Here is a 21,392-nt window from a genome sequence, read left to right as displayed (position 1 = left end):
TCGTATTGAGGCGGTTTCGTGGGCGGGAAATTATTCTAGGCGAGCGGTTGCCATCAGCGCTGCTCAAACCTATGTTCCGGGCGGGTTTTCAACCTTCCACAAGGAATAACAGGAGAGACCGCCATGGCGTTCGAATTGCCGCCGCTTCCCTATGATTACGAAGCTCTCGCGCCCTTCATGTCGAAGGAAACGCTGGAATATCATCACGACAAGCATCACATGGCTTACGTGACCAACGGCAACAAGCTCGCCGAAGAGGCCGGCATGGCCGGTCTCTCGCTCGAAGAGATCGTCGTGCAGTCCTATGGCAAGAATGCCGGCCTGTTCAACAATGCCGGCCAGCATTACAACCACATCCACTTCTGGAAGTGGATGAAGAAGGACGGCGGCGGCAAGAGCCTGCCGGGCGCTCTCGAAGCCGCGATCAATTCCGACCTCGGCGGCTACGACAAGTTCCGCTCCGATTTCATCGCCGCCGGCACCACGCAGTTCGGCTCCGGCTGGGCCTGGCTCTCGGTCAAGGACGGCAAGCTGGAAATTTCCAAGACCCCGAACGGCGAGAACCCGCTCGTGCATGGCGCCAAGCCGATCCTCGGCGTCGACGTCTGGGAGCACTCCTACTATATCGACTACCGCAACGCCCGTCCGAAATATCTCGAAGCCTTCGTCGACAGCCTGATCAACTGGGATTACGTGCTGGAAATGTACGAAGCCGCCTCCAAGTAAGGCGAGACGTTCTTAAGAAAATCCCCGCCGGCGCCGCCCGCGGGGATTTTTGTATTTGTGAACAAAGTGTTTACAAGCCGAAGACAATATACGCGGCGCGCGCCGCCCTCGCGGGAACCGCCCTGTCAATGGGCGCTTACCTCCGGCGACTTCACAAAAAAATCATTTTGTTTCACGACCAATCCATCCGACTGCTTTTTCGTCGGCGCCGCTCGCGCGCCGGCGCGATCGGGTTGAGATCACACTCCAGGAGAAGACGCATGCTCAGGAAATTCGTCGCCGTTTCGGCGCTCTGTCTCATCTCCGCCGCCACGGCCGTTTCGGCCGCCGGTTTCGGCGAAGAACGCGAACATACGATGGAAAAGATCGGCGGCGCGATGGCGACGCTCGGCAAGGTCGCCAAGGGCGAGAGCGCTTATGACGCTGAAGCGGTGAAGGGCGCGCTGACCACCATCAACACCTCGATCACCCATTTCAAGACGCTGTTCCCGGCGGGATCGGAAAACGATTCCAAGGAAGCCAGCCCGGCGATCTGGACCAACAAGGCCGATTTCGACGCGCATGCCGACAAGCTCGCCGCCGACAGCGCGACGCTCCTGGCGCAGCTTCCGGCTGACCAGGCCGGCGTCGGCGCGGCCATGGGAATGCTCGGCAAGGATTGCGGCGCCTGCCATCAGTCCTATCGCCTGAAAAAGTAAGGCCCGACCGGGCCGTCGCCGCCGGCCGAAGCGCCGGCGGCTTTCCCATGGAGACGACATATGGCGAAGCGCGCAGTCAAGATTCTGGCGGGCTTGATCGGGCTCGGCGCGATCGGCGCGGGCGCATTCCTGTTCATCACGCGGCCGCAGCCGTGGCCGGCGGAGCATTGGGCCCAGGCCGGCGCGGGCGACCCCGCACGCGGCGCGATCGTCTTTTCCATGGGCGGCTGCGTGAGCTGCCACGCGGCGCCGGGTTCCCAAGGCGAGGACAAGCTGACGCTCGCGGGCGGATTGGCGCTCAAGAGCCCGTTCGGAACCTTCCATGTTCCCAATATCTCACCGGACGAGCAGGCCGGCATCGGCGACTGGACGCTGGCTCAATTCGGCGACGCCATGACGCGCGGGGTGGGGCCGGGCGGAGAGCATCTTTACCCCTCTTTCCCTTACGGCTCCTATAGCCGCATGAGCGTTCAGGACGTCGCGGATCTCTTCGCCTATCTGAAGACGCTGCCGAAGAGCGACCATGTCGCGCCGCCGCATGAACTCGGCTTTCCCTTCAATGTCCGGCTGGCCCTGGGCGGCTGGAAGTTTCTCTATCTCGACGACGCGCCGCGCGTTGAACTCGCAGGCGCCGACGACAAGGTCAAACGCGGCCAGTATATCGTCGAAGGCCCCGGCCATTGCGGCGAATGCCATACGCCGCGCGATGCGCTGGGCGGGTTCACGTCGGGGCAGTGGCTGGCCGGGGCTCCCAATCCCGAAGGCGAGGGGCGTATTCCCAACATCACGCCCGGCGGCGATATCGGCCAATGGTCCGAGGCTGATATCGTGACCTATCTGCAGACCGGCTTTACGCCTGAATATGATTCGGTCGGCGGCAGCATGGTCGAGGTGCAGCAAAACATGGCGAAGCTGCCGCAGGCGGATGTCGAGGCGATCGCGGCCTATCTGAAAGCTGTTCCCGCCCGCTGATGGTCCTCTCTACTGCGTCAGCCGCAGCATGGTCTTGGATGAACTTTCACCGATCGACTGGAATGCGGCGACCAGCGCGCCTGCGGTGTCGGCGGTGAAATAGGTGTCGGTGCTCGTTGCGCATTTTCTGAGTAGCGACTGACCTTTCGGCGGCGCCATCAGCGCGATCGTATAGATCACCACGCCCTCCGCCTTGGCCTTGTCGCAATATTGTTTGGTGGCGGTGTCGTCGGAGCCGTTGTTGTTGTCGCCGTCGGTCATGAAGACGATATAGCGCGAGGGATTGCCGCCGTTCTTCTGCTTGTGGATGGTCGCTTCCGTCGTGGCTGTGACGCTCGAATAGGCTTTGGCGAAAGCATCCGTGGAGGATGTGTTGCCGTCCGCCTCCAGCGCGTTGACGAAGCTCAGCGTGGCGGCCGTTCCCCATCCGAGGTTGGAATAGCCGCGCAGCTGCGAGTCATAGGAAGCGGCGCCGATGCGGACATATTTATTCTCGGGGTCCACCGTGTCGAGCTGCGTGGTCAAGCTGGCGACCGCAAGCTTCAGCGCGGCGATCTTCGAGTAGGTCAATGTGCATTGGTAAGACCACCAGCCTAGATAGCAGGTCGTGGTGTAGGTCGAATCCGTGTCCTCTCTCATCGATCCGGACTTGTCGAGGACGAGATAGAGCGACAGGGGGCTCTTCGTGGTGACCGCGGTTCCGCCGAGCACCGCGCTGACGGCGGCGACATTCACCCTGTCGATGCCGGCGATCTTGAGGAAACTCGTGGGCACGCCGCCGCGCACGGTGGCTTTGATCGTCGACGACGACAGGTCGAGATTGATGTCGCCCACCGACAGGCTGTAGGCGGAGGCGCTGCCCTGCAGCACCGTCATCCAGTTGATCACCGACGCCTTCAATTGGGCCTCGTTCTTCGTGTCGATGTCCTTCACCGCGGCGATCAAGGCCGCGTCGAGATCGTTTTGCAGCTTCGTCTTGACGTTGAGGGCGCGTACGTAATCGAGGCTGCAGCCGACTGCGACCAACAATGGCGTCAGGATGAGCGCGAAAGCGAGGGCGATATTGCCGCTCTTGTTTCCAAGCAATGGAGCGAACCCAGCATGGATGCGGCGGAAAATGTCTGTCCGCATGAATATCTCTAAATTATAGATTGCTACTGAATTATTATACAACCTGAATCTATAATAAAGACTTAAAATTATAAATCTATAAATATCTGCGCCGAATCGGGCTTTTCGAAATGCAAAACGGGCCGTCGCCGGCCCGTTCGTCTGTCGCTTGCTCGGGCCCCGATCAGGCCTTGCCGACCACTTTCAGTGCAAAAGCGTATTCATAGGCGACTTCCTCGAGCCGCTGGAAACGGCCCGACGCGCCGCCATGGCCAGCGCCCATATTGGTCTTCAGCAGGACCGGATTGTTCGAGGTCGAGTATTCGCGCAATTTGGCCACCCATTTGGTCGGCTCCCAATAGGTCACGCGCGGATCGGTCAGTCCCGACAGCGCCAGGATCGGCGGATAGGCTTTTGCGCCGACATTGTCATAGGGCGAATAGGAGGCGATGTAGTCATATTCCTCCTTGCTCTCGATCGGGTTGCCCCATTCCGGCCATTCCGGCGGCGTGAGCGGCAGCGTGTCGTCAAGCATGGTGTTGAGCACGTCCACGAAAGGCACGGCGGCGATGACGCCCGCGAACATTTCCGGCGCCATATTGGCGATCGCGCCCATCAGCATGCCGCCGGCCGAGCCGCCTTCGGCGACGATGCGGTCGAAAGACGTGTATTGCTGGCGCACGAGATAATCGGCGGCGGCGATGAAGTCGGAGAAGGTGTTTTTCTTGTTCTCCATCTTGCCGTTTTCATACCAGGCGAAGCCCTTGTCCTTGCCGCCGCGCACATGGGCGATGGCGTAGACGAAGCCCTTGTTCACCAGCGACAGGCAGTTGGTGTTGAAAGAGGCCGGAATGGAAATGCCATAGGCGCCATAGCCATAGAGCAAGCAGGGCGCGCCGCCGTCGAGCTTGGTGTTCTTGCGATAGAGGAGCGTCACCGGCACCTTCTCGCCATCGGCGGTAGGCGCAAAAACGCGGCGGGTGACGTAGTCGTCGATCTTGTGACCCGAGGGCACTTCCTGGGTCTTGAGCAGCACCCGTTCGCGGGTTTTCAGATTGTAGTCGAAGAGCTGCGACGGCGTGGTCATCGAGGAATAGGAGAAACGCATCCAATCCGTGTCATACTCCATCGCGCCGATCAGGCCGAGCGAATAGGCTTCCTCGGCAAAGGCGATCGAGTGATCCTCGCCGGTGACGCGGTCGCGGATCATGATGCGCGGCAGGCCCTCATGCCGCTCCATCCAGACGAGATGGCCCTTATAGGCCTCCACCGACAGGATCAGCGTGCCCGGGCGATGGGCGACGACTTCGGTCCAGTTTTCCTTGCCCGGCGCGGTGACCGGCGCCTGCATGATCTTGAAATCCTTGGCGTCGCCGTCATTGGTGAGGATGTAGAAGACGTCGCCGCCTTCGCTCATCGCATATTCGATGCCCTCGACGCGCTCGGCCACCAGCATGGGCTCGGCAGTCAGGTTCTTGGTCGACAGCAGCCGGTATTCTGACGTCTCGTGATCATGGATGTCGATGAAGATGAAGTCGTTGAGCATGGAGCCGCCCACGCCCATGAAGAAGCCGGGATCGCTTTCCTCATAGACCAGACGGTCCGAGGATTGCGGCTGGCCGAGGATGTGGTGGAAGACCTTGGACGGGCGATGGTTTTCGTCCAGCAGCGTATAGAAGAAGCTCTTGCCATCCGGCGCCCAGACGCCGCCGCCGCCGGTGTTCTCCAGGAGATCAGTGAGATCCTTGCCGGTCTTGAAGTCGCGGATCTTCAGGGTGAAATATTCCGAGCCCTTGTCGTCGAAGCCCCAGATGCCCTTGTCATGGCCGGGGGCATGGTCGAGGCCGGAGAAGCGGCAATAGGCCTTGCCCTCGGCTTCGCGGTCGCCGTTCAGCAGGATTTCCTTGAGGCCGTCCTTGTCGCGCTTGGTGCGGAAGTAATGGGCGTGCTCGCCGCCCTTCACATAGAGCGTGCCATAGGCGAAGGGGCCGTCCTTCATCGGCACGGAGGAATCGTCCTCCTTGATGCGTGCCTTCATCTCGTCGAACAGCTTCTTGCGCAGATCGGCCGTGTCGGCCATGGCCGCGTCCTGATAGGCGTTCTCTGCTTCGAGATAGGCGCGGATCTCGGGATCGAGGATCGAGGTGTCCTTGAACATGGCCTGCCAATTTTCCGCCCTGAGCCAGGCGTAATCATCCGTCCGCGTGACGCCGTGCCTGGTGTCGGTCACGGGCTTCTTTGCAGCTCTGGGCGGTTCCGGCAGATTTTTGAAGGCGGGCAAGGCACACTCTCTTTTTTGAATAAACCGATTGTTTGAATCGTTCGGGTCAGAGATAAAGCCGCGCGCCCGCGACTTCAAGCGCGGGGCGGTCGGTGAGACCGCAGACGAAGAGGAATGACGAATATGGCGACTTCAGCGGCGCGCGGCTTTCTGGCGGTGATGCTCCTCGCAGCGCAGCCGGCTCTGGCCGGAACGCCGGAGAGCCCGACGACGCCGGTGAAGCCGCTTTCGGCCACCGCGACCAAGCCGAAACACGCCTCCGCCGCCCATCTTATCGAGCCGAAGCTGGTGATGTCCAAAATCCCCGGCGAGGGGCCAGTGGTGGCGCTGACCTTCGACGCCTGCATGGGGCAGACCGATGCGCGCATCCTCGACATGCTGATCGATAATAAGATCCCCGCCACGATTTTCGTCACCGCTCGCTGGCTGAAACGCAATCCCGAGCCGCTCGCGCGCATGCTCGCCCATCCCGATCTCTTCGAAATCGAAAACCATGGCGAAAACCATGTGCCTGCGGTCGATCGGCCCGTGAACATCTACGGCATCGCCGCCGCCGGCTCGCCGGACGCCGCGGCCCGCGAGGTCGAGGCCGGGGCCGAGGCGATCACGCTCGCGACCGGCAAGCGTCCGACCTGGTTTCGCGGCGCGACCGCGAAATACACCAAGACATCCATCCAGCAGATCGAGACGATGGGGTTCGAGATCGCCGGCTATTCCATCAATGGCGACGGCGGCTCGCTGCTCGGCGCTTCCGTCACCGCCAAGCATTTCGCCTCGGCCCGCGACGGCGACGTGATCATCGCCCATATCAACCAGCCGAGCCATGCGGCCGGCGAGGGCGTGGTCAAGGGCGTCATGGCGCTGAGGGCCAAAGGCTACCGCTTCCTCCTGCTCAGGGACCGACAGGAGACGCTTACGGCCAAGGGGTTTTGAGAGGGCTCGCAGAGAGCCCTTTTGGCTTTGGCTATTGACGGATATTGATTTCGCCCCGATAGGGTCAGTCGAGGCAGGCGCCCGGCGCCGAGCATATCATGACAGGAGACCATCCATGAGCACCCCGACCGTCGAAGCCGCCATCAACAGCATCTACGACTCGCTGCGCGCCGACAATGAGGACCTCGATCCGCGCATCGCCGCGCTGAAGGCCGCGCTCGCTGAAGCCGGGCTCAAGGAAGCCGTGTTCGATCCGTCCAAGCTCGTGCAGAACAACCGCTCCGGCCGCAAGCTGATGCAGGCCTATTTCCGCCAGCGCGGCGTTATTGTGAAATTCTCGGCATGATCTATCGGGGCGTCGCCTCGGTCACGCCCTCTCCACGAACCCGTCCAACACGCGCTTCTGCCCGGCCCGGTCGAAATCGATCGTCAGCTTGTTGCCTTCGATGGCCGCGACATTGCCGTTGCCGAATTTGATGTGGAAGACGCGGTCGCCGATCGAGAATTTCGAGGGTTCGTCGATCTTGGATTTGGCGATCAACTCGCCCTGGATGACGCGGCCGGTGGGGCCGGCTTCGCCGTAGCCGACGCGCTCCACCGATACGCCTGACCTGTTGCCCCAGTTGCTGCGGGTGGCCTCGGTTTTATTGGCCTGGGCGCGCTGCCAGCCGGGCGAGGAATAGGACGAGGCGAACGGCTCCTGCTTGTCGAAGCGCGACTGGCCGTAAGGGTTGCCCCGGCCATAGCCGCCATAGCTCTGCTCGGCTTCGGCCACTTCGACATGGTCGGGCGGCAGTTCATCCAGAAAGCGCGAGGGAATGGTCGATTGCCAGAGGCCGTGAATGCGGCGGTTGGAGACGAACCAGATATGCAGCCGCTTCTTGGCGCGGGTGAGGCCGACATAAGCCAGCCGGCGCTCTTCCTCCAGGCCGTTGCGGCCGCCTTCGTCGAGCGCGCGCTGATGCGGAAACAGGCCTTCCTCCCAGCCGGGCAGGAAAACGGTGTCGAATTCCAGGCCCTTGGCGGAATGCAGCGTCATGATCGAGACGGCGTCCATCTCCTCGTTCTGCTCGGCGTCCATGACCAGCGACACATGTTCGAGGAAGCCGCGCATGCTCTCGAATGAATCCATCGAGCGGATGAGTTCCTTCAGGTTTTCGAGACGACCCGGCGCTTCGGCCGTCTTGTCGTTCTTCCACATGTCGGTATAGCCGCTCTCCTCGAGGATCTGCTCGGCGAGTTCGGTGTGCGGCATGGTTTCGAGCAGCTTCTGCCAGCGCTGGAAATTGGCGACGACATCGAACAGCGCCTTGCGCGCCTTGGGCTTCAGCTCCTCGGTCTCGACCATGTCGGCGGCGGCGGCCAGCATGGGAATGTCGCGGGCGCGAGCGTAGTCGTGGAGATTGCGCACGGTGGTGTCGCCCAGGCCGCGCTTGGGCGTGTTGACGATGCGCTCGAAGGCGAGGTCGTCGGCGGGCTGGCAGACCAAGCGGAAATAGGCCATGGCGTCGCGGATTTCGAGGCGCTCATAAAAGCGCGGGCCGCCGATGACGCGGTAGTTCAACCCCAATGTCACGAAACGATCTTCGAATTCGCGCATCTGGAAGGAGGCGCGCACGAGGATGGCCATGTTGTTGAGCAGATGCTTGGTCCCATCGGCGCCGTCGCCGCGCTGCAGACGCTCGATCTCCTCGCCGACCTGCCGGGCTTCTTCCTCGGAGTCCCAGGCGGCGTGGACCTGCACCTTCTCGTCGTCGGGATCGTGGCGTTCGGTGAACAGCGTCTTGCCGAGCCGGCCCTCGTTATGGGCGATCAGAAAGCCCGACGCGCCGAGAATATGGGCGGTCGAGCGATAGTTGCGCTCGAGCCTGATGACGGCGGCGCCGGGAAAATCCTTCTCGAAGCGCAGGATATTGTCGACATCGGCGCCGCGCCAGCCATAGATCGCCTGATCGTCGTCGCCGACGCAGCAGATATTGACCTTTCCAGCGCCGGGGGCTTCCAGCGCATCGCCGGGGAAATCGCTGTTGGCGGGAGCCGGCCTGGAGCGGCCGCGCTGCGCCAGCAGCCTCAGCCACATATATTGCGCCGAGTTGGTGTCCTGATACTCGTCGACGAGGATATAGCGGAAGCGGCTCTGGTAATCGGCGAGGATGTCGGGATTGGTCTTGAGGATGCGGATCGGGTGCATCAGCAGATCGCCGAAATCGCAGGCGTTCAGGCTGATCAGCCGGTTCTGATAGGCGGTGTAAAGCGCGCGGCCCTTGCCATTGGCGAAGGCGCGGGAATCGCCTTCGGGAATCTGGCTGGGGTCGAGGCCCTTGTTCTTCCAGCCGTCGATCATCAGCGCGAATTGCCGCGCCGGCCAGCGCTTGTCGTCGAGGCCTTCGGCCTGGATCAGCTGCTTGATCAGCCTGAGCACGTCGTCCTGGTCGAGAATGGTGAAGTCCGAGCGCAGCGAGACGAGCTCGGCGTGTCGGCGCAGGAATTTCACGCCGATCGAGTGGAAGGTGCCGAGCCAGGGCATGCCCTCGACGACTTCGCCGGCGAGATGGGTAATGCGCTCGCGCATCTCCCGCGCCGCCTTGTTGGTGAAAGTCACCGCGAGGATCTGGCTGGGATAGGCCCGGCCGGTGGCGAGGATATGGGCGATGCGGGTGGTGAGCACCCGGGTCTTGCCGGTGCCGGCGCCGGCCAGCACCAGAACCGGGCCGTCCAGCGTTTCCACGGCGCGCAATTGTTCGGGGTTCAGCCCTTCGAGATAGGACGGACGCGCCACCGCGCCATTGCGGGCGGCGAGCGCCCGGGCGGCGATGCCGCTGCCGCCGGCGCGTTCCGGCGCGGGCTCGCGATTGGTCCTAGGGCGCGCGGGCTGGGAGTCCGGCTCCTCGTCAAAGAAGGGAATGTCGTCGAAACCACTGGTCATGCCGCCTAATGTAGTGATTCGGCTGCTGATGGCCAGAAGCAGTTTCCGCTTTGTTCATGTCAAAAGGGCTGGGGTCGGCTGAATTTCCGCGATCAACGCGTCGATTTCCCTGGTCCAGTCTGCCGAGAGCGTCCGCTTCTCGTCATCGTCGAGCCAACTGCAGTCGATGCCGTCGAGGATCGAGCGGCGGAGCATGTCAGGTGAAAAGCCGAGCAAATCATGGGCCTTGCGGTATTCCTCGCCGAGATCGGTGGAAAACATCGGCGGGTCGTCGGAATTGATCGTCAGCTTCAGGCCGAAATCCGCCATCCGGCGGATGGGGTGCTCGGCGTCGAGGCTCTTCCAGGGCGAGGTGACTGCCGCGGTCGACGGGCAGCAGGTGAAGAGAATGCCGTCGTCGCGGCAGCGGCGCATCAGCGCCTCATCCGTGACCACGTGATAGCCGTGGTCGATGCGGGCGACGCCGAGCGTATCGATGGAGCCGGCGATATAGGCGGCGGGGCCGCTTTCGCCGGCATGGGCCGTGACTTTGAGACCCGCCTTGCGAGCGCGCGCGAAGAGAGCGGCATAGGGCTCCGGCGGGAAAGGCGCTTCGAGGAAATCGAGACCGATGCCGATCAGCCGCTCTTCCTTGCGCGCCAGAATCATGTCGAGAAGCTCTTCGCCGGCTTCGGGCCCGAGTTCGCGGTTGACGCCGGGGATGATGCGGCTGTCGAGACCGAAATCGACCTTGGCGTCATCCATGCCGGTCGTGATCCCGTCGATCATCGTATCGAAAGAGACGCCATGGACCAAATGCACCTGCGGCGAGAAGAAGAATTCGACATAACGGGCATTGTTGGCCGCACAGCTCTCCAGCATCTCATAGGTGATGCGCCGGTAATCGTCCGCCCCGATCACGCTGTCGGAAACGGCGGTGTAGATGGCGAGGAACTCCTTGAGGTCCCGATAATGATAGAGGTCCTCCACCCTGTCATGCGGCGGCAATATCACATTGTTTTGATGCGCAAGGTCCGCCGCTGTGCCGGGCCGGATCGAACCTTCGAGATGAAGATGCATTTCCATCTTCGGCAGGCGGTGAAGAAATTCATACATTGTCAACATCAGGTTTTGCTCGAAAAGTGGGCGTTCTGTCGCTCTGCCTAAAAAATCCCCCAATGGTGTCCTTTGTCAAGTCGAGCCGATCTCGATCATTACATTTCAGTCATCTGGCGTGCATGATCTTGTGGCAAAGGACCGAAATGCGGATAAGCAGATCCGCGGCGTTGCGAAAATCGTAAAGACGTCACGGCGCAAGACTGGAGACATGAATGCGGTATCTCGTCCAGATCCTCACCGGCCTCGTCTTTTTCGTGGTGGGCGCACTGATCCTGATGCATTTCATGCCAGGATCGGCGTCGCTGGCGCGCTCCATCGGCGTGCCCGAGTCCGTCATCGAACTGGTGGCCCGCGAGGAGCCCGACGCGCAGCCGGCGCAGAGCAACAGCCGCCGCCGCAATCAGGGACCACTGGTCGTGGTTGTGGAACCGGCCGGCGAAGGCCGCGTCAATGATCGCCTGAGCGCGCTCGGCGACGGCGACGCCATCCGCTCGGTGGCGGTGACGCCCTTCGTCTCCGGCCAGATCGCCGAGGTGATGGTGAATGCCGGTGATCGGGTGAAGCAGGGTCAGGTCGTCGCGCGCCTCGACGACGAGGTCGAGAAAATCGCGCTCGACCGCGCCAAGGTCGACCTCAAGAGCGCCGAGACGACGCTGACCCGCAATCGCGACCTCAAGAAGATCGTCTCGGGGGCCGATCTGCAAATCGCCGAAACGGCGGTCGACACCGCCCGCCTCGCCGTTGCCGGGGCCCAGGTCAATCTCGAACGCCGGCTGATCCGCTCGCCGATCGACGGCGTCGCCGGCATCGTCAACATTACCCAAGGCGACTATGTCACCTCCGCGACCCAGATCGTCACCGTCGACGACCGCTCGCGGCTGCTGGTCGACTTCTGGGCGCCCGAACGGTTTGCCGGCCTGGTAGAGGAGGGGCAGGAGGTGTCGGCGCAGCCGATCTCCCGGCCCGGCAAGAGCTATACCGGCAAGATCGCGGCGATCGACAACCGGATCGATCCCGCCAGTCGCACCATTCATCTGCGCGCCGAAATCGCCAATGACGGCGACGAGCTGCGCGCCGGACAGTCTTTCGACGTGACGCTGGCTCTCGGCGGCGATCGTTGGCCGAGCGTCAATCCCTTGTCGGTTCAGTGGGATAGCCAGGGTTCGTTCGTGTGGCGGTTCAAGGACGGCAAGGTCGAGCGCGTTGCGGCGGCGGTGATCGAACGCAATCCCGACCGGGTTCTGGTCGACGCCAAGCTGGCGGCCGGCGACATGATCGTCACCGAAGGTCTGCAGCGGCTGCGCAACGGCGCCGAAGTGCAGATTTACGGCGAGAAGAAGCCCGACGCCGACAAGGTGGCCGATGCAGCGCCTGCGGTGAAACCATGAGCGGCGCCGCGCTGAAACAGGCCTTCTCGGCCTCGCTTTTCGTGCGACGACCCATTCTCGCGCTGGTCGTCAACGCGTTGATCGTGGTGGCGGGTCTCGCGGCGCTGAGCGGCGTCGAAGTGCGCGAACTGCCGTCGGTCGACCAACCCGTGATCACCGTGCGCACCGAACTCGACGGCGCGTCTCCCGAGACCATCGACCGCGAAGTGACAGACGTCATCGAAGGCGCGGTCGCGCGCGTGACCGGCCTCAAATCGGTGTCCTCGACATCGGCCTTCGGCTCCAGCCGCGTGACGCTCGAATTTAGCGACACCACCGATCTCGCCGCCGCCGCGGCCGATGTGCGCGACGCGCTCGGCCGCGTCAACGACACGCTTCCGGAAGACGTGACGGCTCCGCGCATCATCAAGGCCGATGCCGATTCCCAGCCGGTCATGCGGCTGGCGGTCACCTCGACCACCATGCGGCCTGAGGACCTGACCGTCTATATCGAGGACAAGATCGAGCCGCGCCTCGCCACCGTCGAGGGCGTGGCCGATCTGCAATATTACGGCGAGCGGGAAAAGGCGTTCCGGATCGACATCGACCAGGCCAAGCTCGCCAGCCGCGGCCTGACCATCGCCGACATCCGAACCGCGCTGTCGACCGCCGCTCTCGACGTGCCGGCGGGCTCGATCGAAAGCGCGCAGACCGACATCGTCGTGCGCGCCACCTCCGACATCACCACGCCCGAGGCGTTCGAACGGCTGATCATTTCGGGCCGGGTGCGGCTCGGCGACGTGGCCGATGTTTCTCTCGGGGCGGAAGAGGGCACATCCTCGCTGCGCTCCAACGGCGCGCCCGGCGTCGGCCTCGGCATCGTGCGGCAGGCGCAATCCAATACGCTGGACATCTCCCAGGGCATCCGCTCCGCCGTCGCCGAGATTTCCAAGTCCCTGCCCGAGGGTATGACCATCCGCGTCACCTCCGACGACGCCAACTTCATTCGCGGCGCGATCCACGAAGTGGTGGTGTCGCTGGTGCTGGCCGTGGTCATCGTCGTGGCCGTCATCTATCTTTTTCTGCGCAGCCTGTCGGCGACGCTGATCCCGACCATCACCATGCCGGTGGCGTTGATCGGCACGCTGGCCGCGCTCTATCTCGCCGGCTTCTCCATCAATATCCTGACGCTGCTCGCCATCGTGCTGGCCACCGGCATGGTGGTCGACGACGCGATCGTGGTGCTCGAAAACATCGTCCGCTTCCGCTCACAGGGCATGGGGCCGCGCGCGGCGGCCGTGCTCGGCACGCAGCAGGTGTTCTTCGCCGTTGTGGCGACCACCATCACGCTCGCCGCCGTCTTCGTGCCGCTCGCCTTCCTGCCCGGCCAGGCCGGCGGACTGTTCCGCGAATTCGGCTTCGCGCTGGCGATTGCGGTGATGCTGTCGGGCGTGGTGGCGCTGACGCTCTGCCCCATGCTGGCCTCGCGTTTCGTCGGCCCTCAGGACGCGGAGCATGACGCCGGCGGGCTGCTCGGCGCCTTCGGTCGCGGCTTCGCCTATCTCTACGAGAAATCGCTGGGCGTGATGCTGGCCGCTCCGGGACCGGTGATCGCGCTGTCGCTGCTGTTCTCCTTCGCCGCCGCCGTCACCTTCTTCGCGCTGCCGCAGGAACTGACGCCGCGCGAGGACCGCGCCACTGTGCTGGTGCGGGCGCAGACGCCGCAGGGATCCAGCCTCGCCTATACCGAGGAGCAGTTGCGCCGCGTGCAGGCGGAGCTGCAGCCCCTGGTGGATTCCGGCGAAGTGGTCAACATGTTCGTGATTTCGGGGCAGGGCGGCAATTCCAATTCCGGCTTCATGGTGCTGACGCTGGCGCCCTGGGAGAAGCGGGTGCGCAACCAGGCGGAGATTTCCGACGACGTCCGCGCCGCGCTGCGCGTCGCGCCGGCGCTGCAGGCCAACATCATCCAGCCCAACAGTCTCGGTATTCGCGGCGCGGGCGGCGGTCTCAACTTCGCGCTGACCGGCAACGATTATCAGGCGCTCTACGCCTCGGCCGCCAAGATGATCGATGCGCTCAACGCCACGGGCCGCTTCGAACTGGTGCGCCTCGACGCCGACCCGACCCAGGCGCAGATCTCGGTCAATATCGATCGCGAACGCGCCGCCGATATCGGCGTTGACATCAGCGGGCTGGCCTCGGCGTTGCAGGCTCTGCTGAGCGGCTCCAGCATCGGCGACGTCTTTCTCGAAGGACGGCGCATCGGCCTGTTCCTGACATCGTCGAGCAATCCGATCAATGATCCGCAGGATCTCGAAAACATCTTCCTGAAGACGGCGGACGGCAAATTCGTGCCGCTGTCCACCGTGGCGTCGCTCACGGAGCGCTCGATCCCGCCGCAGCTGGCCCGTGAAAACCAGACCCGGTCGGTGAGCATCACCGCGAGCCCCAAAGGCGATCTCGGTCTCGGCGACGCGCTGGCGCTGGCCGAGACCATCGCCGCGCAGACGCTGCCGGATGGCGTGGCGCTTCTGCCGCTGTCCGAGGCGGCGACGCTCGGGGACAATTCCTCCGGCATGGCGCTTGTGTTCGGCTTTGCGCTGGTGATCATCTTCCTGGTGCTGGCGGCGCAGTTCGAAAGCTTCCTGTCGGCGCTGATCATCATGGCGACCGTGCCGCTGGGACTGGCCTGCGCGGTGTTCGCCATGGCGATCACCGGCCAGAGCATCAATATCTACAGCCAGATCGGGCTGGTGCTGCTGGTCGGCATCATGGCCAAGAACGGCATCCTGATCGTCGAATTCGCCAACCAGCTGCGCGACGAGGGGCAATCGGTCGGCGACGCCATCCGCAACGCCTGCCGTATTCGCCTGAGGCCGGTGATGATGACGATGATCGCCACCGTGCTGGGCGGCGTGCCGCTGACGCTCGCAGTGGGCGCTGGGGCCGAGGCCCGCGTGGCGCTGGGCTGGGTCATCGTCGGCGGCCTGGGTCTCGCCACGCTGGTGACGCTCTACATCACCCCGGTCGCCTATCTCCTGATCGCCGGCCTCACCAAGCCGCACGCGCATGAGGAGGAACGCCTGGCGCGCGAAATGAGCGAGGCGGAAGCCCGTGAACTCGACGACGAGATGCCGCTTGCGGCCGAGTGACCGGAGGCGCAGATGATCCGCAAATGTTCGGTGACGCTGAACGGCCACCGCACGTCCTTTTCGCTCGAAGAGGAGTTTCATGCAGAATTGCGCGGCATCGCGCTCGCAAGGGGTCTGTCGCTGGCGGGCTTGATCGCCGAAGTCGACGAAGGCCGCGAGGAGGGCGACAATCTCTCCTCGGCGCTCAGGGTCTACGTGCTCAAGGCGGTGAAGGCGCGACCGCTGGGCGACGGGAAAGACGGCTGAGGCCCGTTCGGAGGGGGCGGCATTCCCGTCATCGACGAACGGCGTTACTGCACCGCCGGCGCGCCGTCTTCGAGACTATCCCGGAGAGCTTTTTCGGCATCGAGGCGCTCTTTTTCTTCACGGGCGAGGCGGGATAGCGCCTCCTGCTGCTCGCGCAGCAGGCGCTCTTCGTCGACAGCCTTTTGCCGCAAGCGCTCGCGTTCGGCGGCTTTCGCCTTCCAAAGCATCGTCTCGCGGCGCAGCCGTTGTTTTTCCTGCATCTTGGCCTGCAGGATCTCGACGCGGCGGCGCTCCTGCTCGAATTTGCGGAGCGACAGGAAATTGCTCATGGCGGTGAAGTCCGCCTTTCGCTCCGGCGTGGCGAACGGTCCCTGGAACGCCAGCGTCACGGAAGGCTCGGCCCCGCTCATGCGTTCCTCGCCGGGGTCGTAGCCGAGCGTCATCTGCGCGTCGAGCGTACCGTCGGCCAGGTCGACGGCGCCCTGCGCGTCGAGCCGGGCGCCGTTCTTCATCACGCCCGACACTTTGTCGACCCGCAACCTGCCGCCGGCGATGGAGAAGGGGATGTCCAACTTGTCGGCCTCGATCGCGCCGGCGAACAAGGCGTCTTCGATCAGCGGGACGAGCGTCGCATCGGTGAACTGACCCTCGATCTTGTCGGCAGCGGCGAGAAGCGGCGGCACGGCGTTGGCGTTCAGGCCGTTGATGGCGAGATCGGAAAGCGTCAGCGCGCCTGAACCGGTGGCGCCGTCGAGAAGCGCCTCGGGACTCCCGCCCGCCGCATCCAGCGTCATGGCGAGATCGGCGCGGGCTGCGGCGACGGGTTGGCCGGCGAACCGCCAGAAAGCGGTCTTCAGCGCGGCGTCGTCGACGGAAAAGCGGGCGCGGAAATAGCCCGCCCCCTCGGTGTCGCCGAGTTCGGCCTGCCCCTTGAATGTGCCGCCGAGGAGGTTGCCTTTGGCGCCCGACAGCGCGAGCCGGCCGGGCTCCATCGTGATCCGGCTCGAAAAGTCGGTGATCGTGGCGAGCGAACCGACACGCATCGTCTTCGAATTCAGCCCGAGGCTGACATTGAACGGCGTAACCGGCCGTTTGGGCAGCGCGGCTGCGGACAAGCCGCCGTCGAGGCCCTCGAGCGGTCCGAATACGGTTTCCGCCAGCCAGCCGAAATCTGCGGCGTCGACGGTGAACTCGCCGCCGACGCTGGGGACGGCCTGGGTGCGGTCGATGCTCGCCATTCCGGTGAAGGCGTTGCCGTCCGCCTTGCCGTTGACGCCTTCCAGGGCCACCGCGTCCTTTTCGGCGTAGATGTTGGCGTTGACCGAGAAGGGCATGCCTTCGATCAGCCGCGGCAGGGCCAGGCCGTTCATCGCGAGATAGGGGGCGATATCGCCGCTGTCGAGGCTGAGCGCATAGGAGCCGGACAGGAAACGACCGGCGTCGAGCGCCGTCTGACCGCGTAGAGTGAGATCCGTGGTGCCCGAGGTGAAGGACAGGTTCACCTGCGGATCGGCGTCCGCCGGCTGCTCGACCTTGAGCGTCAGCAGCCCGTCCTGATCGGCGTCGACCGGCAGCGTGTTGAGGCCCGCCTGGCCGAACATCACCCAGGCGTCCGGATTTTCTAGGGTCGCGTCGAGCGAGAGGCCTCCGGAATTGGCGAGATCGAGGCTATGGGCGGTGATCTTGCCGCTCAGGCGGCTGCCATGGGCGATGCCCGACAGCGTCGCCTCGATCGGCCAGTCGCCCTTGCCGACATTGAGGTCGACGAGAAAATCCGAGCCCTCGTAGTAGCGCGCGTTCTTCGCGAGCCGGGCGAGAGCCGGATGGCCGGGAAGGCGCTCGGTCATCAGCGCGAAGAGCCGCGTCGGATCGTCGGACTTGACGCTGATGCGGGCCGCGCCGGTGGGGCGGTCGGAAAGTGCCTCGAACCCGCCTTCGACGCTGATGCGGGCGCCGTAGAAATCGCCGAGCGTCAGCCGCGCATCGGTGAGCGCGCCCTGCGACAGGGAAATCGCCGCTTCGACGTCACGGCCTTCCAATCCGAGGCCGGAGAAATGATCGAATTTCAGTCGGGCGCCGATACGGTGATCGAGAAAATCGCCCATCTGGGTTTCGCCTGTCACGAGGCTGGCGAGCGCCGTCATCGTTTCCAGGTCGAAGTCGTTGCCGGCGAGTTCGGTGGAGAGCGCCGGCTGCTCGCCGTCGTTCATTTCATGTTCGAGCCGGCCGGTCAGGCGCGCATTCCCGAAGACGATCTCGAGATTCTCGAAACGCTGCAGGTCCGGGGTGAGGCTGACATTGGCCGAAAAGCCGGCGGTCTTCAGCCGACGAATGGCGTCAGGAGTCTGGCCGGTCACCCATTCGGCGAAGCCGGAGGGCTGGTTGGACGCGAGCAGCAGTTCGCCCTGGAAACCCTGCGCGGCGGCGAGCGTCAACTTGCCCTTGGCGGAGAGCCGGGTGCGGCCCGGAAGCTCGGCCTCGGCCTCGTCGATCAGCCAGCCGTCGCCCGCAGGCCGCGTCTTGAGGGTGATGTTGCGGATCACCGTGTCGTCGGCGATCACGGCGGGCAGGGTGATCTCGGCGCGGCCGGGCATCGGCGGGACCGGAATGTCGCCGGCCAGGGCCAGGAAAGCGCGCAGACGGTCTTTGAGAGGCAATGCGGCGCTTTCGCCTTCGCCGCCGCCGATCCGGCTCATATCGACCTGTTGTCCCGCCGCCGTCAGCAGAAACTCCGGATTGCGGCCGGCGTCGATCGTCGCTTCGCCGGTCACGGTGTACGGATCGTCGACCGGCCCCATGCTGAACTGGTATTTGTCGATGCGGAGTCGGTCGTTGTTGAGCCTGAAATCGCCCTGGATGCGCGGGGCGGACGCCGAAACGGGATCGGCAGTTTCGCCGCCCTCGCGCTCGGAGGCCATCTGACGGCGCAGGCGGAAGGAGCCGGCATATTCAGGGCGCAGGTCTTCGAGCCCGATCAGACCTTCCATCTCCGCGACGATCGCCGGGTTCTGGGGCAAAAGCCGCAGCTTGAGGAAGACCTTGTCGTTTTCCGGCACGTTGGTCGACAGGCTGACGCTGCCGCGCTGGCCGTCGGCGGCGCCGGTTCCAGAGATCTTCCAGGGACCGGCGAGCGTCTTGGCGGAAAGATCGAGATCGAGATCGGTCAGCTTGCGGGTGCGGCCGGTCTGTTCGTCGATAAATTCGACCGCGCCGTCGGTGACCTCGACCTTTTCGAGCACCACGCTCGAGGCGGGGATGCGCGGCTCGCCCGTTTTGACCCAGTCGAGCGCGCCGTCGGCGCCGAGCCTCAGCGTAACCTTGGGCTGGTCGACCCGCATATTGTAGATCAACGCTTCGCCGCTGAGGAAGGGCGCGAGTTCCGTCTCCATCGAAAAGCTCTTGGCGGAGACGAGCGCGCCGCCCTTGCCATCCTCGCCGACGCGGACGTCGGTCAGCGTCACCGAAGGGAAGGGCAGGAGCCGCGCGTCGACCGAGCCATGCACCACCACCTTCTTGCCGATGATGCGGCTCGCCTGATTTTCGAAGTCCTGCCGAAAATCGGTCCAGTCGACGAAATAGGGCGCGATCAACGCTGAAAACAGCGCTGCGGCCACCAGGCTTCCGACGACGATGAACAGGCGCGCCAGCACGGTCTTGTCTTCCTCAGGTCCGTTTGGTCAGGAAGCGCGGCTGGACCATCCAGCCACGCTAGTCGTTTGTAGGTTAAGGGATATTGCCGATGACGCAAGCGCGAAGGCGGCTCATCCCCGGTCGAGCGCGAAGATCTTGCCGGGGTTGAAGATGTTGAGTGGATCCAGCGCGGTCTTGATCTGCCGCATCAGGTCGACGGCGCCGCCCAATTCGGCTTCGAGAAATTCCTGCTTGCCCTGGCCGACGCCGTGCTCGCCGGTGCAGGTGCCGTCCATGGCGAGCGCGCGGGCGTTCAGGCGCTCGATAAAGGCTTCGGCGCGGGCGATATCGGCGGGATCTTTGTCGTCGACGATCAGCGAGACATGGAAATTGCCGTCGCCGGCATGGCCGACGATCGGTCCTAGCAGGCCGTTGGCGTCGAGATCGGCCTCGGTTTCCGTGACGCAGTCGGCAAGCCGTGAGATCGGCACGCAGACATCGGTGGCGAGCACCGCCTTGCCCGGCGCGAGCGCCTTGACCGACCAGAACACATTGTGACGGGCTTTCCAGATTCTTGCGCGCTCCTCGGCGTTCGAGGTCGCGACATAACCGGTCGCGCCGTTGTCGCGGGCGACCTCGCCGAAGGCTTCGACCTGCAGCGCCACCGAGGCGGGCGAGCCGTGGAATTCGACGAAAAGCGATGGTTGCACCGGCAGGCTCAGGCCGGAATAGGCGTTGCAGGCGGCCACTTGCGGCGCATTCATCAGTTCGATGCGGGCGACGGGAATGCCGAGCTGGATCGTCATGATCACCGCTTCGCAGGCGTGCTTCAGCGTGGGGAAGGTGCAATAGCCGCCGGCGATTTCCTCCGGAATACCTTGCAGCCGAAGGGTCACCGAGGTGATCACGCCGAGCGTGCCTTCGGCTCCGACGAACAGACGAGTGAGGTCGTAGCCGGCCGAGGATTTGCGCGCGCGATGAGCGGTGCGGATTTCCTCGCCATTGGCGGTGACCACCGTCAACGCCAGCACATTGTCCTTCATCGTGCCGTAGCGCACGGCGTTTGTGCCCGAGGCGCGGGTCGAGGCCATGCCGCCGATCGAGGCGTTGGCGCCGGGATCGATGGGGAAGAACAGGCCGGTGTCGCGCAGTTGCGTGTTGAGCTCCTCGCGGGTCAGTCCAGGCTCGACGGTGCAATCGAGATCCTCGGCGTTCACGGCAAGCAGGCGGTTCATGCGGCTGAAATCGAGCGAGAAGCCGCCCGAGGCGGCGTTGACCTGGCCTTCCAGGGACGAGCCAGCGCCGAACGGCACGAGCGGAACGCGGTGCTCGGCGGCAATCCTGACCGCCGCCTTCACGTCCTCGGCGCTCTCGACGAAGATCACGCCGTCGGGCGGCTGCGGCGGCACCCAGGTCGTGGTGTGGCAATGCTGGTCTCGATAGGCCTGCGCAGTCGAAAAGCGCGCGCCGAAAACCTCTTGATAGGCGGACGCTGCGGCTAGAATGCCTGCATCGTTGCGGACTCCCGGTCGGATCTTGGAGATGCCCATGTCTCGATACTCCCTGCGCATGCTGACGGCGCGACGGCTTGAACTTCCATTATATCGTTGTAAATAAGAATGTTATGACCTTCTTGAGCATGAGCCCGCCTTGATTGATCCCGTCACTTTCGATACGCCCGTCATCGCCTATGGTCTGCACACGGAGCAGGACTGGTTCGACGCCACGGGCTGCCTCTCGAGCTGGGGGACGAGCCGGATTTTCGACGGAATCGCGGCGACCGGCTTCGCCATCCTCGACTGTGGCGAGGCATATCGCGCGCGGAGCGGCTGCGCAATGGCGCTGCGCCAGGCGATGACCAGCATTCTCGAGCCTGTCCGACAGGCGACACCGCTTCGAGGGGCTTTCCGGCTTCTCGACGCCGGCGGCGGCGCTTTACATGTCTATCTGGAGATCTACGACGCGCTCGGCCGGCTTTCCGCCGCCCAGGAGGCGGTTTATGCGCTTACAGCCGCCAGCGGGGCGGTCGCCGCGTTCACCGACGCCCAGCGCGCAAATATCGAGATCATGCTTCGCTACCACGCTCCGCTGCCGAAACCGAAGCATCGCGGCAGGATGGTCACGTTGGATGCGGCATAAAACGACCTGTTTCCTGATGAATGACCGGTAGTGGGGCGGTCGTGAAAGTTTAGCGGCGTAAATCAACCGAAAATTAGCGGTTGCTGTCGATCATCGGCCCCGTTGACAACG

At 63.9% G+C, this 21,392-nt stretch carries 15 protein-coding genes; 9 read left to right on the top strand and 6 right to left on the bottom strand.

Features of this window, described 5'->3' with window-relative positions:
• The first annotated feature begins 123 nt into the window (after window positions 1–123).
• From OCK01_RS03080 to OCK01_RS03070, 3 genes are all read left to right on the top strand, one after another.
• Entirely contained in the window at window positions 124–726 is a 603-nt protein-coding gene (locus tag OCK01_RS03080) for a superoxide dismutase (protein WP_263822647.1), read from the top strand.
• A gap of 260 nt (window positions 727–986) precedes the next feature.
• Window positions 987–1,424, top strand: a complete 438-nt coding sequence (locus OCK01_RS03075; protein WP_182829030.1) for a c-type cytochrome — start codon at window positions 987–989, stop codon at window positions 1,422–1,424.
• Window positions 1,425–1,484: 60 nt separating this feature from the next.
• A complete protein-coding gene (locus tag OCK01_RS03070) occupies window positions 1,485–2,396 on the top strand; it encodes a cytochrome c (RefSeq protein WP_263822646.1) in 912 nt (303 codons plus the stop codon).
• 9 nt (window positions 2,397–2,405) lie between these two features.
• On the opposite strand, the gene OCK01_RS03065 is transcribed toward OCK01_RS03070, so the two are convergent.
• Together OCK01_RS03065 and OCK01_RS03060 are read right to left on the bottom strand one after the other, a co-directional pair.
• The gene (locus tag OCK01_RS03065) at window positions 2,406–3,527 is read right to left on the bottom strand and encodes a vWA domain-containing protein (RefSeq protein ID WP_263822645.1); all 1,122 of its coding nucleotides are present in this window, start codon (window positions 3,525–3,527) and stop codon (window positions 2,406–2,408) included.
• 163 nt (window positions 3,528–3,690) lie between these two features.
• The gene (locus OCK01_RS03060; RefSeq protein WP_263822644.1) at window positions 3,691–5,787 is read right to left on the bottom strand and encodes a S9 family peptidase; all 2,097 of its coding nucleotides are present in this window, start codon (window positions 5,785–5,787) and stop codon (window positions 3,691–3,693) included.
• Between the two features lie 159 nt (window positions 5,788–5,946).
• Between OCK01_RS03060 and OCK01_RS03055 the strand changes: the two genes are divergently transcribed.
• Together OCK01_RS03055 and OCK01_RS03050 are read left to right on the top strand one after the other, a co-directional pair.
• On the top strand, window positions 5,947–6,720 hold the full coding sequence (locus OCK01_RS03055) for a polysaccharide deacetylase family protein (protein ID WP_412178973.1): 774 nt from the start codon (window positions 5,947–5,949) through the stop codon (window positions 6,718–6,720).
• A gap of 115 nt (window positions 6,721–6,835) precedes the next feature.
• Window positions 6,836–7,066 (top strand): hypothetical protein, encoded by a 231-nt coding sequence (locus OCK01_RS03050; protein WP_263822642.1) that lies wholly within the window; start codon window positions 6,836–6,838, stop codon window positions 7,064–7,066.
• A gap of 21 nt (window positions 7,067–7,087) precedes the next feature.
• Here the strand turns inward: OCK01_RS03050 and OCK01_RS03045 are convergent, their stop codons facing one another.
• Window positions 7,088–9,646, bottom strand: coding sequence for an ATP-dependent helicase (locus OCK01_RS03045; RefSeq protein ID WP_263822641.1), 2,559 nt, complete (start codon window positions 9,644–9,646; stop codon window positions 7,088–7,090).
• A 54-nt stretch (window positions 9,647–9,700) separates the two neighbouring features.
• A complete protein-coding gene (add, locus tag OCK01_RS03040) occupies window positions 9,701–10,750 on the bottom strand; it encodes an adenosine deaminase (RefSeq protein ID WP_263822640.1) in 1,050 nt (349 codons plus the stop codon).
• Between the two features lie 206 nt (window positions 10,751–10,956).
• Between add and OCK01_RS03035 the strand changes: the two genes are divergently transcribed.
• The 3 genes from OCK01_RS03035 to OCK01_RS03025 are packed head-to-tail and all read left to right on the top strand — an operon-like array spanning window position 10,957 to window position 15,512.
• Window positions 10,957–12,132 carry an efflux RND transporter periplasmic adaptor subunit gene (locus tag OCK01_RS03035; protein WP_263822639.1) on the top strand — a complete coding sequence of 392 codons (1,176 nt, stop codon included), beginning with the start codon at window positions 10,957–10,959 and terminating at the stop codon, window positions 12,130–12,132.
• On the top strand, window positions 12,129–15,266 hold the full coding sequence (locus OCK01_RS03030) for an efflux RND transporter permease subunit (protein ID WP_263822638.1): 3,138 nt from the start codon (window positions 12,129–12,131) through the stop codon (window positions 15,264–15,266). Before OCK01_RS03035 ends, OCK01_RS03030 begins: the two co-directional genes overlap by 4 nt.
• A 12-nt stretch (window positions 15,267–15,278) precedes the next feature.
• Window positions 15,279–15,512, top strand: a complete 234-nt coding sequence (locus tag OCK01_RS03025; protein ID WP_182829040.1) for a ribbon-helix-helix domain-containing protein — start codon at window positions 15,279–15,281, stop codon at window positions 15,510–15,512.
• Window positions 15,513–15,556: 44 nt separating this feature from the next.
• Here OCK01_RS03025 and OCK01_RS03020 read toward each other — a convergent pair whose 3' ends face one another.
• Both OCK01_RS03020 and OCK01_RS03015 read right to left on the bottom strand, forming a co-directional pair.
• Window positions 15,557–19,162 carry an AsmA family protein gene (locus OCK01_RS03020; protein WP_263822637.1) on the bottom strand — a complete coding sequence of 1,202 codons (3,606 nt, stop codon included), beginning with the start codon at window positions 19,160–19,162 and terminating at the stop codon, window positions 15,557–15,559.
• Between the two features lie 111 nt (window positions 19,163–19,273).
• The gene (locus tag OCK01_RS03015; protein ID WP_263822636.1) at window positions 19,274–20,692 is read right to left on the bottom strand and encodes an FAD-binding oxidoreductase; all 1,419 of its coding nucleotides are present in this window, start codon (window positions 20,690–20,692) and stop codon (window positions 19,274–19,276) included.
• A gap of 100 nt (window positions 20,693–20,792) precedes the next feature.
• Here OCK01_RS03015 and OCK01_RS03010 point away from each other — a divergent pair, with 100 nt between their 5' ends.
• Window positions 20,793–21,281, top strand: a complete 489-nt coding sequence (locus OCK01_RS03010) for a thioesterase family protein (RefSeq protein WP_263822635.1) — start codon at window positions 20,793–20,795, stop codon at window positions 21,279–21,281.
• Window positions 21,282–21,392: the final 111 nt, after the last annotated feature.

Source organism: Rhizobium sp. TRM95796, assembly GCF_025779995.1.
Taxonomy (GTDB): Bacteria; Pseudomonadota; Alphaproteobacteria; order Rhizobiales; family Rhizobiaceae; genus Rhizobium_E.
The sequence above is the reverse complement of the archived record's forward strand: the minus strand, read 5'-3'. Positions and strand labels throughout refer to the sequence as shown.

Excerpts from the sequence above, each read along its gene's own strand:
- OCK01_RS03080 (WP_263822647.1), top strand. The coding sequence starts at position 124 with ATGGCGTTCGAATTGCCGCCGCTTCCCTATGATTACGAAGCTCTCGCG.
- OCK01_RS03075 (WP_182829030.1), top strand. The coding sequence starts at position 987 with ATGCTCAGGAAATTCGTCGCCGTTTCGGCGCTCTGTCTCATCTCCGCC.
- OCK01_RS03070 (WP_263822646.1), top strand. The coding sequence starts at position 1,485 with ATGGCGAAGCGCGCAGTCAAGATTCTGGCGGGCTTGATCGGGCTCGGC.
- OCK01_RS03065 (WP_263822645.1), bottom strand. The coding sequence starts at position 3,527 with ATGCGGACAGACATTTTCCGCCGCATCCATGCTGGGTTCGCTCCATTG.
- OCK01_RS03055 (WP_412178973.1), top strand. The coding sequence starts at position 5,947 with ATGCTCCTCGCAGCGCAGCCGGCTCTGGCCGGAACGCCGGAGAGCCCG.
- OCK01_RS03050 (WP_263822642.1), top strand. The coding sequence starts at position 6,836 with ATGAGCACCCCGACCGTCGAAGCCGCCATCAACAGCATCTACGACTCG.
- OCK01_RS03045 (WP_263822641.1), bottom strand. The coding sequence starts at position 9,646 with ATGACCAGTGGTTTCGACGACATTCCCTTCTTTGACGAGGAGCCGGAC.
- add (WP_263822640.1), bottom strand. The coding sequence starts at position 10,750 with ATGTTGACAATGTATGAATTTCTTCACCGCCTGCCGAAGATGGAAATG.
- OCK01_RS03035 (WP_263822639.1), top strand. The coding sequence starts at position 10,957 with ATGCGGTATCTCGTCCAGATCCTCACCGGCCTCGTCTTTTTCGTGGTG.
- OCK01_RS03030 (WP_263822638.1), top strand. The coding sequence starts at position 12,129 with ATGAGCGGCGCCGCGCTGAAACAGGCCTTCTCGGCCTCGCTTTTCGTG.
- OCK01_RS03025 (WP_182829040.1), top strand. The coding sequence starts at position 15,279 with ATGATCCGCAAATGTTCGGTGACGCTGAACGGCCACCGCACGTCCTTT.
- OCK01_RS03015 (WP_263822636.1), bottom strand. The coding sequence starts at position 20,692 with ATGGGCATCTCCAAGATCCGACCGGGAGTCCGCAACGATGCAGGCATT.